This window comes from Bacteroides sp. OM08-11 (assembly GCF_003438665.1).
Lineage (GTDB): Bacteria > Bacteroidota > Bacteroidia > Bacteroidales > Bacteroidaceae > Bacteroides > Bacteroides cutis.
Map to the genome: position 1 here is coordinate 137,362 of NZ_QSTJ01000004.1, position 20,105 is coordinate 157,466.

Annotated in this window: 10 protein-coding genes; 5 read left to right on the forward strand and 5 right to left on the reverse strand. The window is 36.9% G+C overall.

Going from position 1 to position 20,105, the window contains the following annotated elements:
- Positions 1-148 precede the first annotated feature (148 nt).
- The 5 genes from DXC10_RS09075 (at position 149) to DXC10_RS09095 (ending at position 12,704) form a co-directional block, all read left to right on the forward strand.
- Positions 149-3,277 carry a TonB-dependent receptor gene (locus tag DXC10_RS09075; protein ID WP_117737713.1) on the forward strand — a complete coding sequence of 1,043 codons (3,129 nt, stop codon included), beginning with the start codon at positions 149-151 and terminating at the stop codon, positions 3,275-3,277.
- Between the two features lie 18 nt (positions 3,278-3,295).
- The gene (locus DXC10_RS09080) at positions 3,296-4,768 is read left to right on the forward strand and encodes a RagB/SusD family nutrient uptake outer membrane protein (protein WP_101545495.1); all 1,473 of its coding nucleotides are present in this window, start codon (positions 3,296-3,298) and stop codon (positions 4,766-4,768) included.
- A gap of 331 nt (positions 4,769-5,099) precedes the next feature.
- Entirely contained in the window at positions 5,100-8,246 is a 3,147-nt protein-coding gene (locus DXC10_RS09085; protein WP_117737714.1) for a TonB-dependent receptor, read from the forward strand.
- A 22-nt stretch (positions 8,247-8,268) separates the two neighbouring features.
- On the forward strand, positions 8,269-10,047 hold the full coding sequence (locus tag DXC10_RS09090) for a RagB/SusD family nutrient uptake outer membrane protein (RefSeq protein ID WP_101545116.1): 1,779 nt from the start codon (positions 8,269-8,271) through the stop codon (positions 10,045-10,047).
- Positions 10,048-10,244: 197 nt separating this feature from the next.
- Positions 10,245-12,704 carry a hypothetical protein gene (locus DXC10_RS09095; RefSeq protein ID WP_101545114.1) on the forward strand — a complete coding sequence of 820 codons (2,460 nt, stop codon included), beginning with the start codon at positions 10,245-10,247 and terminating at the stop codon, positions 12,702-12,704.
- 76 nt (positions 12,705-12,780) lie between these two features.
- Here DXC10_RS09095 and DXC10_RS09100 read toward each other — a convergent pair whose 3' ends face one another.
- From DXC10_RS09100 to DXC10_RS09120, 5 genes are all read right to left on the reverse strand, one after another.
- On the reverse strand, positions 12,781-13,449 hold the full coding sequence (locus DXC10_RS09100) for a TonB-dependent receptor plug domain-containing protein (protein WP_101545112.1): 669 nt from the start codon (positions 13,447-13,449) through the stop codon (positions 12,781-12,783).
- 82 nt (positions 13,450-13,531) lie between these two features.
- Positions 13,532-14,494: a hypothetical protein gene (locus DXC10_RS09105; RefSeq protein ID WP_101545110.1), complete on the reverse strand. Its 963-nt coding sequence runs from the start codon at positions 14,492-14,494 to the stop codon at positions 13,532-13,534.
- A 15-nt stretch (positions 14,495-14,509) separates the two neighbouring features.
- A complete protein-coding gene (locus tag DXC10_RS09110) occupies positions 14,510-15,217 on the reverse strand; it encodes a fasciclin domain-containing protein (protein ID WP_101545107.1) in 708 nt (235 codons plus the stop codon).
- 20 nt (positions 15,218-15,237) lie between these two features.
- Positions 15,238-16,830 (reverse strand): RagB/SusD family nutrient uptake outer membrane protein, encoded by a 1,593-nt coding sequence (locus tag DXC10_RS09115; RefSeq protein WP_101545105.1) that lies wholly within the window; start codon positions 16,828-16,830, stop codon positions 15,238-15,240.
- Between the two features lie 6 nt (positions 16,831-16,836).
- Complete coding sequence (locus tag DXC10_RS09120; RefSeq protein ID WP_101545103.1) at positions 16,837-19,986, reverse strand: TonB-dependent receptor; 3,150 nt, start codon at positions 19,984-19,986, stop codon at positions 16,837-16,839.
- Positions 19,987-20,105 lie beyond the last annotated feature (119 nt).

The window sequence follows — 20,105 nt, forward strand, 5'->3', positions numbered from 1 at the left end:
AAATCAATCAACTAAAAGTAGAAAATCATTAACAAAACACATAACGTATTGATATTATGCGAAAACCCAAAACATGATTTTACTCAAAAAGATTATTAGGTATGAATCCTTAGTTAATTTAAGTCTAATTTTTTAATTTAATTTATTAATGGAAAAAAAAGAATGCAGATCAAAAACGCTATCATGGCGTATTTTGTTAGTACTTTTAAGTTTTTCTTTAAGTACGCTGGCACAAACTCAAAACATAACGGTAAAAGGTGTAGTAGTGGATGCCAATAATGATCCTCTTATTGGGGTTACTATCGCTGAACAAAATACTACTAACGGAACGATTACCGATATAGACGGAAACTTTTCTATTCAATGTGCCAAAGGTGCAATCCTCAAATTCAGCTATATTGGTTATAAAGACGTAACAGAAACAGCAACAAGAACTAATTTAAAAATTGTGTTGATTGAAGACGCACAATCTTTAGAGGAAGTAGTGGTAGTCGGTTACGGAACTCAAAAGAAAGTAAACCTAACGGGAGCAGTATCAGCTGTCGGAGGAGAAGAACTTGCTAAACGACCTGTAGCAAACACTTCTACTATGTTACAAGGACAAATGCCTGGTCTTCGTGTTACTTCAGACCGTGGTATTCCCGGCGATGAAAATGTACAAATCCGTGTTCGCGGTCAAGGTACATATTCTTCTGCGGGTTCTAATCCTTTGATACTTATAAACGGTGTAGAAGGTGATTTAGCAACACTTGATCCTAATATGATTGAATCTGTATCTGTATTGAAAGATGCAGCTTCCGCTTCCATTTATGGTTCCCGTGCAGCTAATGGAGTTATATTAATTACAACTAAAAACGGTGCTGGAGTGAAAGATAAAGTATCTGTCGCTTATAACGGTAATTACGCTATACATACTCCGACAACCTTATTAGACTTGGTATGGGACTCTCCTACCTATATGAAATATTTCAATATAGCAAAAGATAATTCTGGTGCCCCAGCTACAGATCGTTATTCACAAGAAATGATTGATGCCTATACTAATCCATCTGATCGAGAAAAATATCCTAGTTTTGATTGGATTGATTATATGTTTAATCCAGCATTTGTTCAACAACATAATTTAAGTGTAGCCGGTACAGTAGGAAAAACCTCATATAATGCTTCTATCAGTATGGTAAAACAACCTGGTACAATGAAGGGGCAAACTTATGAGCGATATAATGCTGCATTGGACTTGAAGTCTGAAATCAATAGTTGGGTTAAGTTTGGTATGTATTTTGCAGGAAGCCGTAGTTATCGTCAACAAACCCGTCAAGGAGATACTGATGCCTACTTGTCCACAATCTCTCAAGCACCAACTTATATGCCATGGTTACCGGATGATGGTTCAGGTATACGTAAATATACTTACAAAGCATATCAATTTGAAGGCAATAATAAAAACATGGTAGGTATTATTGAAACCGAGAACTTCAAGAAATATGTAAATACTGATATTAACGCACAAGCATGGATTGAATTAAATCTGGCTAAAGGATTATCTTGGTATAGCAAAGGAGCTATGCGTTACAAACAGACACATACCAAAGATTGGCGTGCACAAGTTACTCCAGTATATTGGTATCATTCCGGAGAGCCTGCTAACAACCTAAACACAGGAGGAACAGGATTGGATAGTGACATGGATTATAGTTCCTACTTCAACTTTTATACATATCTTAAATATGATTGGACTTCAAAGAAACATGACCATGATATTTCATTAATGGCTGGATATAATTTGGAAGCCTATAGATATGATATGGTTGGTGCTTATCGCCAGTACTATGATTTTCCGTTACATGAAATCAATGGCGGTACAGCTGCTGTACAAACCAATGAAGGAAAATCCGAAGAATGGGGATTGATGTCTGCTTTCTTCCGGGCAAACTACGCTTTCAAACAACGATATTTATTAGAAGTTAACGCTCGCTATGACGGAACTTCACGTATTGCCAAAAACTCTCGTTGGGGTCTATTTCCTTCATTTTCTTTGGGATGGCGTGTCACAGAAGAACAATGGATGAAAAATCTGAATTGGAATTGGTTGAATAGCTTGAAACTTCGTGGTTCATACGGTGTACTGGGTAATCAAAATATTGACCTATACTCTTATTATGCTGTACTTTCTACTGGTAAAGATTACAGCTTTGATAATTCAGAATTGACTTCAGGTGTAGCACAAACAGCTTTTAGTAATGTCGATCTGAAATGGGAGACTACAGCTATCGGGGATTTCGGTTTTGATGCAACTTTATTTAATGGATTGAATATTACTTTTGATTGGTATAAGAAAAAAACTTATGATATTCTCCGTAGGGCACAAGGAAACAACTTATTAGCTTTGGATGCACCTTATATAAATGGTGGAGAACTAGTAAATAAAGGAATAGAAGTTGGCTTATCTTATAATGGCTATGTTAATTCTGGTAAAATGCAGGGATTGTCTTATAATGCCGGCGTTTTCTTTGACCGATCACGTAATGAGTTAACCAAATATGGAGCTGACTACATCAATAACGGAACAATCTGTCGTGAAGGTTTACCTTATGAATCATTCTACATGCTTGAAGCCATTGGAATTTTTAAAGATGAGGAGGATGTGGCAAATTCCCCTAAACAATATAACGACAATACTCAGCCTGGTGATATTAAATTCAAAGATATTAGTGGTAAAGATGGAAAACCGGATGGTGTTATTGATGACTACGATCGTACCGTAATAGATGGACGTTTCCCCGATTTTGAATATACGATCAACCTTGGTGCTACATGGAAAGGATTTGACCTTTCAATAATGGGACAAGGTGTGCAGGGAGTAAAACACTATGCTAAAGATTGGGGTATTCAACCATTTAGACAAGGTTCCCCGATTTCTTGGGACTACATTGAAAATATGTGGACTGAAGAAAATCCAAATGGAAAATATCCGCGTTTGTATTATGATAATATGGGCGGAACCAAAAATACTCGCGCTAATTCTTTTTTCTTGTATAATGGGTCGTATTTCCGTCTAAAGAATTTGACATTTGGTTATACTATTCCTCAAGAATTAACACGTAAAATTAAAATTGAAAAGTTACGTGTCTATTTCTCTGGTGATAATTTGTTGACGATAACTAAGTTTCCTCAGGGAGGAGACCCGGAACGTAACTACACTTCCAAAGCTAACACCCGTCTTGTTTATTATCCACAAAATCGAATTGTATCATTTGGTGTAAATCTTCAGTTCTAATATACAAAAAACATGAAAATGAAAAAAATAGTATATATATCATTTTTCGTTGGAGCATTGGGATTAAATTCCTGTTCAAGTATTCTAGATACTCCTCCAACCTCAACACCTTCCGAAAGTGTGTATTGGCAATCAAAAGCGGATTTTGAATCAGCTTTAACAGCTTGTTATCAAGGTATGCAAGAAGAAACTTTATCATGGATCATTCCTACTTTTGACTGTTTGACAGATAATGCATACGGTAATCAGGGATCCAGTAAAATATACAATGCAGATATGATCCAAGCAGATAACATAGACCCTTCTACCACTGGTTTGATCGAAAATATTTATAAGGAAGCCTATAGAGCTATTGCTCGTATAAATATATTCATAGATCAACTGAATAAATATCAAGGTACAGACATTGCGTCTGTACGTAATCAGATGGAAGGTGAGGCTCTGTTTCTACGTTCTTATTGTTACTATTTATTGTATATGTTTTATGGAGAAGTTCCATATATAGATAAACCTTTGACCCTGGAAACACAAAATATGCCCAAAAACACATTGGAGGAGGTTTATACAAAATTGACAACAGACCTGCAATCCGCTATTAATAAAATGGATGATAAAACTTATAAAGAAGCAGGGGGACATGCAACTAAGGGGGCTGCTAAAGCATTGAAGGCTCGTGTTTTAATGTTTCATGCATATGGCGACGATGGCACAGTAGCTCATATGGATGATTTGGAAGAAGCTTATACATTACTTGGAACAATAACGGGATACTCTTTAGATGATAATTATGCAGATATTTTCCGTCCGGCCAATCAGGAAAATAGTAATGAGATTATTTTCTCCATTAAATATTTAGCTCCGAATAGTTATCATATCTTTGACAATTCATATGGTAATTATGGTATGCTAAATCCTGTAGAAGATCTGACTAAAGAATATGAAGAAGGAGATAATCGATTAAATCAGATTATTGCATTTAATGATGTATATCAATGGGAAGGTGGTGATATGATTAATCTGACTAAATCTAGTAATGGTAAACGTATGATCAAATGGCTACGTCCAGTATTAAAACAAAGTGATTTTTGGAACCAAACAGAACGTAGCGAGCAAGACATTGTAATTTTACGTTGGGGTGAACTTCTTTTACTAAGAGCTGAAGCAGCAAATGAATTGGGCAAACCTGGAGCAGCAGATATGGTAAAACTTGTAAGAAAACGTGCAGGTCTGGAAGCCCTTCCCGAAGGCTTAAGTCAAGAACAAATGCGTGAAGCTATTCGTCATGAACGTCGGGTTGAAACTCCATTTGAGTTAATTAGATATTATGATATGAGACGATGGAAAATCATGGATAAACTAAATGGTCTTGTATTAGATCCCCTCTATACAAATATCATTCCTGCATGGTCTAAAAAACACGAATACCTTCCATTACCACAAGGACAAATTGATTTTTCAAATGGTATATTAGTACAAAATCCTAATTACTAATATTTATATCTAATATTCCATGAATTTATATAAGGTGATGTATCCGCAGAGGGATACATCACCTTATTCTTTTATTGACTATTTTTATAACTAAAGTTTGTCATTTTTTAGTAATAGTACCTTCAATCATATAAAGGAGATCCGTTAATACCATTTCTCTATAATAAATATTTCAAGACGAAACAAACGCTTATAAATAATAATATTTTACCGCAACAAATTTTACTGTTTCAATTCCGTATTGATATTATGCGAAAATACAGAAGATGATACATCAGAAAAAGAATGAGAAAATTTGTTAAACCAAGTCTAATTTTAAAATGTAAAATTGATGAAACAGAAAGAACACGAATCAAAATCGCTAACATGGCGTATTTTATTGGTACTGTTAGGTTTTTCTTTGAGTATAATGGCGCAAGCTCAAAGTATAACAGTTATGGGAACAGTAGTAGATTCTAATGGTGATCCACTGATTGGAGTAACAATCACGGAAGAGAACTCTACTAATGGAGCTATTACAGATGTAGAGGGTAATTTTTCAATTAAATGTACTAAAGGAGCTACTCTTAAATTTAGTTACATTGGATACAAAGACGTTACAGAAACAGCAACAGGTACTAAATTAAAAATTGTATTAACAGAAGATTCACAGGCATTAGATGAAGTGGTAGTTGTGGGCTATGGTACTCAAAAAAAAGGAAGCGTTACAGGTAGTGTAACAAGCGTTGATGCAAAAGCTATTGAAGAATTTCCTTCCGCAAACTTATCTTCTGCTCTTGCCGGGCGTCTTTCAGGTGTTTATATTAGTCAAGGTACCGGTAAACCTGGAACATCTGCATCCTTCAGTGTACGTGCAAAAGGAACTCCCAATAACTCGGATCCACTTTACGTTATAGATGGAGTCGTAAGAGATAAAATGGCTTTTGATGCACTTGATGCCAGTGAAGTTGCTAATATTTCAGTATTGAAAGATGGTGCATCTGCCGCTGTATATGGTTCTCGCGCTGCAAATGGTGTTGTATTAGTCACTACTAAAAAAGGAGGTAATGTAAAACCAACTATCAATTATACAGGTACGGTAGGTATTGATGTTGCGGCCATGATCCCAGAAACTTTGACTGCTTATGAACACGCTACTTATCTAAATGATAGGGCTATTCAAGGTTATATTAACAATAAGATTTGGAATCCGAATGTGGAACAACAAGATCCCACAACAAAATCTTCCTGGTATACAGATGATGAATTAGCACATTTTGCATCTACAGATTATAGTTTCTTGGATGATGCATGGAAAACTCCATGGGCAACTCGCCACGCGTTGAATATCACAGGTGGTACGGAAAAAGTCCGCTATTTTATAGGAGGATCTTATTATTACAATGTAGGGTCCTTTGATAATTTGAAATATTCAAAATATAATTTCCGCGCAAGTATTGATGCTGATATCAGTAAAAACTTTACAGTAGGATTGAATATCAGTACAGATAATCGTAAAGATACAAAACCGAACTGGAAGTCAGATGGTGACCGTGATCGTATGAACGATTTATACAAAGGGTTATTGTTACGTACCAAGATGATTCCAAGTATGATTGACGGTAAACCTGTAGGTAACTTTATTGAATGGCATCCCTTGATGTTGATTAGTGAACAATCGGGACTTCATACAAAGAAATGGCAAAATGTCAATGTAAATGCCACCGCTGAATATCGTGTACCCTTCATCAAAGGTTTGACGTTGAAAATGCAATATAACAGAAACTTGGATAATCGTCTTATTAAAAAAGTGAATTTCCCATACGAAATGTATAGTTTTAAGACAGCAGGTACCAATAATCATTATATAGATCCAAGTAATACAGTCGTTTCAACTTCTACCCGTGATGACGGTAACTATGTGTTTAAAGAAAATCAATTGGCAGAAGATTATCAATTAAACTTCTTTGTTACCTATAATCGTGTATTTGGTAAACATGATTTAGGAGCTTTATTTGTATATGAACAAGCTGAAGGTAATAGTGAAAAGTTCGATGCTCAACGTAATAACCTAATTACTTGGGAAATGCCCGAATTTTTTGGAGCGAGTGGAGATGCTTCCGAGTCAATTGTCGGAGCAGGTTCTGTAGGTGAAAGTGGGCGTCTCTCTTATGTTGGTCGTCTGAATTATGCTTATGATGATAAATATCTTTTGGAAGCAGCTTTTCGCGTGGATGGTTCTACCAAGTTTGCTCCGGATCAACGTTGGGGATTCTTTCCTTCTCTATCGGCAGGATGGCGTATCTCCAGTGAACCGTTCTTTTCTGAAAACATATCTTTTATAGACTATATGAAATTACGCGGTTCAATAGCTACATTGGGTAATGATGCTATTGGTGGATGGCAATGGATGGCACGTTATGGTATTACTACCGGTGCGGTATTCAACGGTTTGTCATATGGTGTAGAACCCAAAGAAGTACCTAATCCGAAATTAACCTGGGAAAAGTCCACCTCATATAATATTGGTTTTGACAGCCGCTGGTTTAATAATAAATTAGACTTCAGCTTTGAATATTTCTACAGACGTACCTATGATATTCTCGATAATTTAACTGTAAGTGTGCCTACTACATTCGGAGCAAGTCTGCCTAAGGAAAACTACTCAGAAGTTAAGTCCCGAGGATTTGAAGTAGAATTGGGATATAATGACCGAATTGGTAAACTGGATTATTATTTTAGAGGAAACTTTAGTTTTGCTAACAGTTGGTGGTCTAAAAAAGATGAAGCCGAGAATATTCGTCCGTATAAATCTGAAATAGGACAATCATTGGGACGTGAGTGGGGATTTGAATGTATTGGCATGATACGTACAGAGGAACAGTTAAAACAATATATGGAAGAAAATCCTAATATGACTATCAAAGGACAGAAACCTGGTTTAGGTATGTTAATTTATAAAGATGTACGTGGACCGGAGAGTGATGAACCAGATGGTATTATTACTGATGACGATAAGGTGGTAATTATAGAAAAGAAAGTAGCGCCTATTACTTATGGATTCACCATTGGTGGAAAATGGAATGGGTTTATGCTGGATATCTTCTTCCAAGGAATGGCAGGTAACAAGAAGTTGATGGATTTCCGTGGTAATGGAATTAATGCGCACACTAGTACTTTCGAATGGTATAAAGACCATTGGACTCCTGAAAATACAAATGCCTCTATGCCCGGTGCTACGCAATATAAAAATAATGAAGCGTCCAGCTTTTGGGTACGTAACGGCTCTTTCTTACGTTGTAAAAATATATCATTATCCTATGACCTACCTAAACATTTAACTCAGTCAATAGGTATTGATAAGGTCAGAATTTTTGTGAATGGTACAAACTTATTCTTATTGCAGAATAAAGTAAAATGGATGGATCCTGAAGCAACAAGTATTTCAGATTATCCGGTTATGAGAAATTTCTCATTTGGTTTAAATGTAACTATTTAATCATACTAAACTATTGAATATAATGAAATCTAAATATATAATAACAATTACTGCATTCGTTCTTGGTGGGTTGAGCAGTTGTTCTTCCGTATTAGATAAGGATGATTTGAGTGCTGTTAGTGAAAAGTCTACTTGGGACAGCGAAATATTGGCTACTGCTTTCTTGGATAAATGCTATAAAGATAACATGCCGGGATTTGATGGCGATTATGCGAAATACACTGATGAAGGAAATGGTGGTGGTGATTTTATTCATGGTCGGCTGACTGCTGTTGCTACCGCTGGAGGACCTCTTGAAGAATATTGGGTATACGATAAAATATATGCTTTGAATGTATTGTTGACTAGTATTGACAGCGGAAGTCTTCCGGAAAACACACGTGATCGGATTAAGGCACAAGCACTTTTTTTGAGAGCCTATCAATATTTTCAGATGGTGAAAATTTACGGTGGAGTGCCTCTGATACTTAAGCCGCAAGACAGACATGTAGATAATTTATATGTTACCCGTAATACAGCCAAAGAATGTATCGAACAAATTGTGAAAGATTTGGATAACGCAGCAGCATCGCTTCCAAGCAAATGGGATGACAAAGATTTTGGACGTATCACTAAAGGTGCGGCAATGGCATTTAAAGGCCGTGTACTGCTGACCTATGCCAGCGAACAGTTCAATCCGAATAATGACCGTAGTCGTTGGGAAGATGCATACAATGCTTGTTCATTGGCTAAAACTGAGTTAGCAGGACCGGGTGAACGTTCTCTACATCCTAAATACAGTGAGATATGGAGTAATGAAACGACCTCTGAAACAGTGCTTACGACTCGTTTTCTTGATCCTGCACGTACACATAACTTCATGGCAGGCCTTCGTCCGTTGGAATTTTCTGTTGGTGCCACAGGCAATCATCATCCTACTTTAGATATGGTACTTGCTTTCCCTATGGCAGACGGTAGTGCTCCGGGAGTAGATATTGACGGTGACGGTACAAAAGAAGCTTTCGATCCAGAAGCAACCGATACAAGAGGGTTATTTTGGCTAAATCGTGATCCGCGTTTTTATGACATCATCGTTTATAATGGTGCTAAATACCCTTTAAATGGTATGCCTGAGTGGTTTAAAGGTTGTATGTACACTTATAAAGGTGGTGAAGATACTCATAGCCCAACAGGTACTGGTTTTTATTCATGCAAATTCTCTATCCCTGAGAAAACAGCGACAGAAGCCAAAGATCATGGTGATATGGACTGGATTGAAATGCGTTATGCAGAAGTTCTGCTAAATCTTGCAGAATGTGCTGCAGAGATAGGAAATAAAGATGATGAAGTTTATACCATTCTAAAAGATATCCGTAAACGTGCCGGTATCACAGCCAATGCAGATGGACTCTATGGACTGAAAGCCGATATGAGCCAACAGGAATTGATAGAAGCAGTACTTTATGAACGTCGTATTGAGTTGGCATACGAAGGGAAACGTTTTTGGGATATGATGCGCCGTAAAATATTTTCAGACATGACCGGATACTCCCGCTATAGAATAGAAATTCAAGTAAAAGATGAATACGCTTCTTTAGCACGTGACAAATTCATCACTATGATTCAAGAAGATGAAAAATTGATGAGTGAAAATTATTTTAAATATTTCACAACCAAAAAATGGAAAATTGATGAAACTTATCAATGGGATGTAAAAGACAATTATTATTTCCAGGGACTGGCTCGCAAGCATTTTGAACAAAATCCCCAATTACAACAGACCATTGGTTGGGAAAGTGGTAATTTTGATCCCTTGAAATGAAGGTACATTTAATTCACTATTATAAAAGTAGTAGATTATAAGGACATTAAGCGGAGGTTAGTATGAAACTAATCTCCGCTTTTTTATACTCAAAGACATAATATTGCAAACTTTTGAGAAAAAATATATATTTAATGTAAATCAATATCCCGTTATTTGCCATTACTTAATGTTTATAAATAGAAAACACGAAAAATATGAAAAAGGTTGGATTTTTAGTTTACCTGCTATGTTCAATATCTGTCATGGCACAACAGTCTTTTACAAAGAGTAGTTGGGTATATCCGGATGACAACGGAAAGTTGGTATACAAAACAACAAAAAAAGGAGATCGGATTATTGATTTTTCCCATGCCGGATATAAGGGAGGTGGAGTAACATTACCGTATGTTCCCGCTAAAATCACGGTACATCCACTTGGAGAAAATGCTGATTGTACAGACTATATTCAGAAAGCCATTGATATGGTATCTGCTTTGCCTGAAGATGAAAATGGTTTTAGAGGCGCTGTGCTTTTAGCCCCTGGACGCTATGTTTGTGAACGCCCGCTACAGATTACCACTGACGGCGTTGTATTACGTGGTAGTGGAAGTGACCCCAGTGGTAGTGTTATTGTAATGACCGGTAGTAAACATACAGCTATCATTATGAATAATGGCCTGCGACAACGTGTTGGAAATCGTTTGGGAGATATTTCACCCAATGAGGAAGGTATAAAAGTGGTTGATAAATATATCCCTGCCGGCTCTTATCAATTCACTGTGGCAGATGCTTCCAAACTTTCGGTTGGTGACAATATAGAAATTCGTAAGCCTGTTACCGAAAAATGGATCAAATTTATGAAAATGGATGACTTGGTTCGTGACGGAAAACCTCAAACTTGGATTAAAGCAGGTAAACTGTTGATTACAGAACGTACAATCGCTGCCATTGATGGCAATACCGTCACCTTGACTGTTCCTCTTGTGGATAATTATGATGCAAAATTTACAGATAATAATACTACCGTTATTGTAGTAAATAATATTCAACGGCTTAAACAATGTGGTGTGGAAAACCTTCGTATCGAATCACCTCAACAAGCCGTAAACCATACGAAAGCACTATACTATGCTTTGAGAATAAATGGTGAAGATTGCTGGGCAAAAGATATCAATGCAATGGAAACAATGGAAAGTGTAGGTATCGGTGGACGGAGAATTACCTTGCAGCAAGTAAATGTTATAAGAAGAGCTTTACATCAGGGAGCTTCCAAGCCTGCGGAGTTTGCTCCTAACGGAGGACAAATACTATTGGATCATTGTTCTGTACAGGGAGATAATATCTGGTTCGTAGCCTTGGGAGCTGGACAAACTGGCCCTATTGTTTTCTTAAACTGTATTTTCAAGGGTAACGGCCATATTGAAGGACATCAGCGTTGGAGTACCGGACTTTTACTGGATAATTGTAAGTTACCTGGTGGAGGCATCGATTTTAAAAATCGTGGTTCAATGGGGTCAGGACATGGATGGGGAACAGCATGGTCTGTAGCATGGAATTGTGAAGCAAAAAGTTATGTAAATCAAATTCCACCGGGTACATACAACTGGGTTATTGGTTGTACCGGTGAAAGCACTCCATTACGCCGTCCCTTCAATCAATCAGGGCCAACTTTGCCGGTTGGCATATTCGATGTCCACAATACCCGGGTAACACCTCAAAGCCTTTATCTGACCCAGCTGAAAGAACGATTAGGAGAAACGGCTTTACAGAATATTGGTTATGGACCGACAATGCAGCAATTATCACCTACAACTACTGACTATACATTTCAGGGAGGTATGCAAGCTGACGCTAAGTTGGTAGGTAAGGATTATAGAGCTATACACGAATATATGCGCTCTTTAGGATGGGATTATTCAGAACATCCTAATATATCCCGGCAAGACCATTACCAAGGTGTACATTGTGAAATCATTTTTGATCCGACTTTGCAGCAATATGTTTTCAAATTCACTAATCACGCTGGAACCGATGCGCTGGATAGCGATCGTGGAAGATTACTAAGTGACCGTCAAAGAAACGAGATGAAAAGTCAGACAAATTACGACTGGCGTAAATTGAATGGAAATTGGAATGAATGGCAACGTTTGGAATGGAAATTCCGGTTACCCAAAGGTTTTCAACCTTCAACGAGTTTTTGCCATATCCACCAATTAAAGGCGCAGGAAGGCAATAATGGTGCCCCACTTATCACTATCAGTACCCGCAGTGACAGTGATGGCAATAATAAGCGTGTACAAGTAATTCACACTGGAGACAATCGTCATTCAAGTAAGGGAATCATTATTGATAACCTTCCACTAAGTGATTTTGAAGATGAATGGATACAAGTAGAGACAGAAATGCATTATACCCATCAAGGTACATTCAGTATTAAACTTGTCCGTATCAGTGACAATAAAGTTCTTGTAAATAAATCTTTCTCAAACATTGATTTATGGAGAAGTGGTGCTACTAATATCCGTAATAAATTCGGTATTTATCGTAGTCTGGGTAGAAAAATGCAAAGCACTTCAGATCGCCCGGATAATGGTATTAAAGATGAGAGTTTGCAATTAGCGGATTTCAAAGTATATGAAGCACATACCAATCCTAATCCACAACCACATGATTGATATAGAACACGTGGGAAAAGATAAAATTATCCTTTCCCACGTATTTCATTATAAATTCTTTTATAATAAGATTTCTCTATCTCATTTTTATTATAATAACTCCGTTTGCCCCTTTCATTCCATATTCGGAACCATCTTTCTTAACTTCCACTTCCATAATGTCTTCAATGGAAATTGCATTGTTGGCGGCTTCCAGTGTTTCGTATTGAGTTCCTCCAATAATAAATAATGGTTCTGTATTCAATGACATTGATGATACACCACGAATAGAGGCTTTGGCTGTTCCACCCATTTCCTGTATTTGCAATCCGGCAATCCTTCCCCGTAATAGTTCAATCAGGTTATTGGGAGCGAATTCTATAATTTGGCGTCTCGTAATGATATTATTGGAATAATTGACTTTAGGTGCTTGTTGGAACATATATGTTACTGTATTCGTGCCATATCTGCAACTTAAAGAATGATCACCCAATTGCAGGAAAAGAGACATGTCGGGCTTTATAGGAATTCTCACAATTTGTTCTTCAGTGGGATATATCAATAATGTATCACCTTCTAAAATTCTTTTTAGGCGAAAGACTCCTTTTGAATTAGTCTTACTTGTTTTAAATAAGCCATTCAAACGTATTTTTATACCTTTAACCGGTTTTCCTGAAGCATCGCTGATGACCCCTTCCACGTTGCCCTGAGCTGCAATAACCAAAGAACTCAAAACACCTATTAAGCACATTATCAATTTTCTCATAACAATTAATATTAAATAAAAGAGAGGAACAATGTATCCAGAACATCCTTTCCTCTCTTTTTATTATATGTATATAGTATATTTATCTTACTCTCTCAGTTGCATTACAAATTTCTCCATTAATAATAACGGACATGTCATCAACCAAAACCACTGCCTTATTAGACAATGCAACCCCGGAACCCTTGATTGGATAAGAACTCTGTGGAAAGAATGTTTTTAGGAAAGTACTTTCTACAATCTTCACGCCATTCAAGTACACGATGAAATTGTTAGAAGCATCTATGGAGACAGAAACATATTTCCAGCTTTTAGTAAACTTTAAGTCATTAATTACTGTTGCAGATGTTTCTAAAGATTCAATATCACCGGTCTCCTTATTAAAGTATTGGCTATAAATGTAAGTATTACCTGTCAACGGTTCAATTGAGAAATTGATATTACGCAAATCTTTTGTCCCTTCACTGAGCGAAGAGAAAGCAATCCGGAAATCAATGGAGTTACCATCTTTAAATGTTTGAGGATTATATTGCATCTGCATAGAATAAGGTGGCACAATTGTCTCATCATTCCAGTTACGTTGGAAAACACCTTTGTCCTTTGAAGATGTCAGTTTTAAGGAACCAGTTTTACTATCTTGCGCCAAAGTCATGCTAGAGTTGGAATATCCCTCATTATAATAAGGCGTTTCAAAGTCCGAATAAAACAATTCGTCCAACACGGTCATTTTGGCACGCCGGGTTTCTTTAGAACCGCCACATTTCACCGTTACCCAAATTTCATACTCACCGGGTTTCTTAGGTGCTTGCCAAACATTCTCAAATAATCCTTGAGGATTGGTCATAGAACCTTCCGAACATCCCCATTCGTATGTAGGAACCTCATCACCGCTTGTTTCGGCAGAAACAAATACTTTTACGCGATCGTTCATGCACACTTTATTGCCGAAAGTATTAAGTGATACAATCTTTACATCCCCGTCATCACTACAAGAGGTTAATAACACTCCTGACAGTAATAGTATATTCATTATTAATTTCTTCATAACTTATCATTTTATTTATTTTTGTCCTAGGAATTTACGTGTAGGACGTTCCAAGTAGTAATCAGTCACATGGGCATAACCGTTATTAAGATGCAAATTTGTGGTGCGGCAACTTGCTGCACTTGCTGCTAATAAACCTCTGTAATTCCAATCATAATTATTTAATTGCAAAGGAAGATTACGGTCATAACCTAACATCATGGATAATACAGCAGTATCACCTTTCAAGGTCTGTCCATCTTTATTATAGTCAAAAGAACCTTCACCATAGGTTTCCGTCCATATTGCGGCAGAAGTCAGATTATGATAAGAATATTCTCCTTTGACAACATGATATTTCAGTAATTCTGCTACTTGTTTTTTATCATACTGATCCCATGAACCTGCTCTTACTAAGTTTCCATTTACTTCTACTTTCTCACGAGCCCAATAACATTTATCATTAGATTCCCAATTAGTTAATGCATTGTTGGTCAATAATATATAAGTATTCCCAGATTCCAAATACATGTCTTCCACACCAGCATATTCTATAGCATCTAATAAAGAACTAAAAATATCTGGACGACTTTTAATAAAGTCCAATGCATTCATCTCTACTCTATTATCGGATTTCTTGGCTTCAAAATCAGCACTTTCCGAGAAATCCAGTCCAAATAATTCACAAGAGGTCATTCCTACAATCAGAAATAAACCTAATATTATTTTGCTTATTTTTTTCATAACAATCTTTCTTTATGGATTTATTCTGTATACGGCTGGTTTTGTTTCCCTGCCATATTAGGATTTTTCTTAAACACATCTTGATTCAATGGCCATAAAATTCTACCATAACCCCCAATAGGATTGGTTGGAACAGGTACGCCAATAACAAAACCTTCTTCTTCTCCATAATCATCACCGGCATTTTGCATGTATGGATCTAAATATTCTTTCACTTTATTATTGCGAACCAAATCAAACCAGTGTTTACCTTCAGCCCATAGTTCAATTGTACGTTCATCAATAATTAGGTTCAATACTTTATCGGGAGTATTATATTCTGTATAACTTGCTAAACGAGTCCAACCGGCACGTTGACGGATATCATTAACAATGTCGATAGCTCCCTGTAAATCAGGAGTGGAACATTGTACTAATGCTTCCGCCTTTAATAACATAATATCCGTCAAACGATAAAGTGGCATACGAGTATTGTCTTCACCATTCTTGGCGTAATTATATCCACCGTAACCATCATTGGCTGTCGAGCTGTACGGAGTGAATTTAGGACACTTAACAATAAAACCGGCAGGATTACTATACTGGTTATTATAGAAATTGTCATAGGTTTCATCTGTAATGGAGAAAACGTTATAGGCTGTCAGTTCATGGGCAACCCACATGGTATCCATCACCATCACAATACGGCTGTCCCCTTCATATTTACGTCCAATCAACTCATTGAATATTTCCTTTGTCGGATGATAAGGAATTGTATTGGAACCTGAAGCAAGGCGCGTGGCATAACCAAATCCGCCACCATCTTCCGTATAATCCCAATAGAGATTGAAAATCATTTCCGGAGAAGATTCCGGTTTTAGGAATTGTTCTTGATAGGCGTCGCCTCTTACAAGACTATAACCATAGTCATCAATCAAGTCGTTTGCAGCATCCAATGCATCATCAAAGTCTTTATACCACATCAGTATATCTACTTTTAATGCCAAGGCAGATCCTCTGTTCAAGGAATATTTAGATGCATCTTTCATATTGGTGGCAGGACCAAATAAATCCATAGCTTTTTCAATATCACCCAACATCAATGTTTTAATTTCTGCCAAACTGTTACGACCATAATAACGCTCTTGACTATTTACATCTTCCAAAGGTTCGGTAATCATCGGCACTTCACCCCAAACACGTATGGCATAAAAATACATCAATGCACGCATTGTATATGCTTGTGCAAGATAAGGTGCTGAAACTGTCTCACCAACCGGACATTCCGGAATGTGTTTGATAGCTGCATTGGCACGGTAAATAGTTGCGTATAAGTCTTTCCAAGAAGAAGTACCAGAAGTAGAAGTCAAACCATTATATAATAAGTTTGTATCCCAACCAGTTCCACGTGGTGCAAATGTACCGCCGCGTACTTCTCCCCAATCAAACCAGTTCGTTTTTAAAGTAGATTGTAACCCATCGTACATACCTGCATTCCATGTTTGCAAGTCTTTCTCTGTTTTCCAATATGTATCGACCGACAAGTCACTCTTGGGTTGTCTGTCCAAGAAATTTTCACAAGAAGTTGTCAACAACCCCATGCTTAATAGTCCTAAATATATTAATTTCTTCATAGTTCGTTAAAAGTTTACATTTATACCAAATCCGATTTCTTTAGCTGTCGGATAACGACCGTTATCCTGCCCCGGACGAAGAACATTGCTATTGGAGATACTGGACGGATCATATCCTGAATAGTTTGTCCATGTCAAGAGATTATTTCCGTATACATAAACTGTCAACTCTGAAAGTTTAAGTTTTTGTGCTATTTTTCTCTCTAGGCTATAGGCCAGACGGATATTTGTCAAACGGATATAGTCTCCGTCTTCCAAGAAGTAAGAAGATAATTCACGGGCATTTTGAACACCTGTATTGGCTTTTTGTCCACTATATCCGGAAGTAATTTGACCTTGATATTTCCATATCTTATAAATATCAGAATGATAAGGAGTCGCATTAGAGGATGAATAAGTATTCAACTCACGACGTTGCTTATTATAAATCTGATTACCAAAGCTACCGTAGAATGAGAATGAAAGGGAGAAATTCTTATAATTCAAATAGTTACTCCATCCCATATACCAAGTTGGAAGGCCTTGCCCCAAAATACTACGATCACTGTCACCGATAACTCCATCATGGTCTCTATCTTCCCAAATTACATCGCCTCCTTTCAGTACCTGTCCATAGGTAGTCATCTGACCTACTTGGCCTGTATATTCTTTTCCATCAGAGGTTTCATAATGAGAAAAAACAGGTTTACCATTGGTTCCATAAACAATATTGTTATAGTTATTCGGATCTGTCTTAAATACCGGAGTCAAACGTTCACCAAATGAACCATCACTATTCTTTATATATGCGTTAGATTCATCATATTGATAGATACCTTGTTGTCTCCATCCATACCACTGCCCAAGTGGAGCACCTTCTTCAATCCAATATTTTCCATCTTCAACAAACGGAGTGCCACCGGACAATTTCACAACTTTATTCTTGTTACGTGAGTAATTAACAGTAGTTTGCCAAGAAAAATCTCTGGTCTGTACTGGATATGCAGTTACTGACAGTTCGATACCTTTATTCTGAATCTTACCAAAATTTATACGCATATCGCTTACTCCTAATTCGGAAGGCATATTTTCCAATGACAACAAATCATTAGTATTTTTTATGTAATACTCACCAACAAAAGTAATACGACCGTCCAAGAATGTCAAATCCAAACCAAAGTTTGTCTGTTCGGTCGCTTCCCAACCTAAATCACTATTGGCAACGCGAGAATTTTGTGTTACACCCAATACACCATTATAATATGCTCCTATGAGATATCTGTTGATTGCATCGTAATTGCCAACTCTTTCATTACCATTCATACCCCAGCTAACTCTGAACTTGGCATCGGTCAATACAGGCTTAGACCATTTCATAAAAAATTCATCAGAAAAACGCCAACCGGCACCTATAGATGGGAATAATCCCCAACGCTTACCAATAAAGCGAGAAGAACCATCATAGCGTAAGTTCGTATTGAACATATAGCGGCTCTTATAATCATAAGTAATACGTCCAAAAAATGCAGCCATTGCATGATCTTCAAAAGTAGACAATGTATTCTTGGCATCTTTAACTTCCTGGGCATTAGATGAAAGAATAGATTCTGACACGTAATTACTACCGGCCAATGCAAATTCTTCATCATACCAATCTTCTACACTGGCACCGAACATAGCACTGACATTATGATCATTGAAGGACTGATTCCAGTTCACATAAGTTTCAGCAGCTAGTTTACGAGCTAACTTGGCTTCATTTGAACCTGACGTAACACCACTTGATACCAAGTTACCCGGTTCCAACTCGTCTGTTCTCGTCACTTTATAGTTAGCTTGGATATTTCCATTCCAAACCAAATTCTTCAATATTTTATATTCTGCTCCCTGATATAATTGAATATCATATACTGTAGTTTCATTAACTCGTTCATATGCATCAGCTATCGGGTTAAACTGTCCACCATTATTATATACATATGAACCGTCAGGGAAATAAAGTGCCATTTGAGGAGGACGTTTCATAGCCTGTTGCAGAACTTTACCTGTATTAATATTATTTTTATGGGTATAGGCAACATTAAAACGACTTAGTAATTTAAATCGATCGGTCGCTTGATAATCAACATTTGTTCTAGATGTTATACGTTGATAAAAGCTGTTTACTACCAAACCTCTTTCATTCAGATAACCTAAGCTTGTATAATAATTCATCTTGTTTTTGGCACCACTAATGTTGATATCAAACTGATCGGAATGTGCAGCACGGGTAACCAAATCTTGATAATCATTATCTGCCATGAAGTTAGGATGTAAAGAGTCATTGCTGGTTTTCCACAAAGATGTTCCTGCATTAGACTTACGTTCAAAAATATAACGATCGAATGCATTTGCTTGATCTAATTTATGATCTAACATTTTGATGGAATGGTTATACTTGGCTGATACCCGTGCAGGTGAACCTTCTTCTCCACGTTTGGTAGTAATGATAATTACACCGGCAGCAGAACGAGAACCATAAATAGCAGCAGATGCAGCATCTTTCAAGACTTCCATACTCTCAATATCACTCGGATTGATATACGATATATTATCTACAGGAACACCGTCTACTATAAATAATGGATTTACTCCTGAACCCATAGTTGATGCACCACGAATCAACATTGTACCTGTATCACCGGGAGCACCTGAATTATTGGATATTTGCAAACCCGGAGCTTCTCCTTGCAAAGCTTGGTATACATTAATAGGCTGTTTCTCTTGAATAGCCTTATCTGTTACAGAGGTAATAGATCCTGTTACATCTCTTTTTTTCTGCGTACCATAACCCACTACGACTACTTCATCCAACGCTTGGGCATCTTCTGTCATTGTTACCCGCATCTTAGTACCCATAGCTACTTGAGTGACGTCTTTATAACCTATGTAACTGAATTTTAATGTAGCACCTTTATTACATTTTACCGAGAAATTTCCATCTACATCAGTAATGGCTCCATTCGTTCCTTTTAATACTGTAACTGTTACGCCTATCAAAGGCTCCCCATTTTGATCTATAACCGTCCCTGTTGCAGTAATTTCTTGAGCATATAAATTTGTACTCAAAGAAAAACTTAACAGCAACAACAAAATGCACCATAACGGTGCTTTTGATTTGTGTTCTTTCTGTTTCATTAATTTTACATTTTAAAATTAGACTTAATTTAACAAGTTTTTTCACTTAAAAACTTTAGAATCGTCATGTCACATAACTTTACATAATATCAATACGTTATTTTTAAAGTTAAACATTG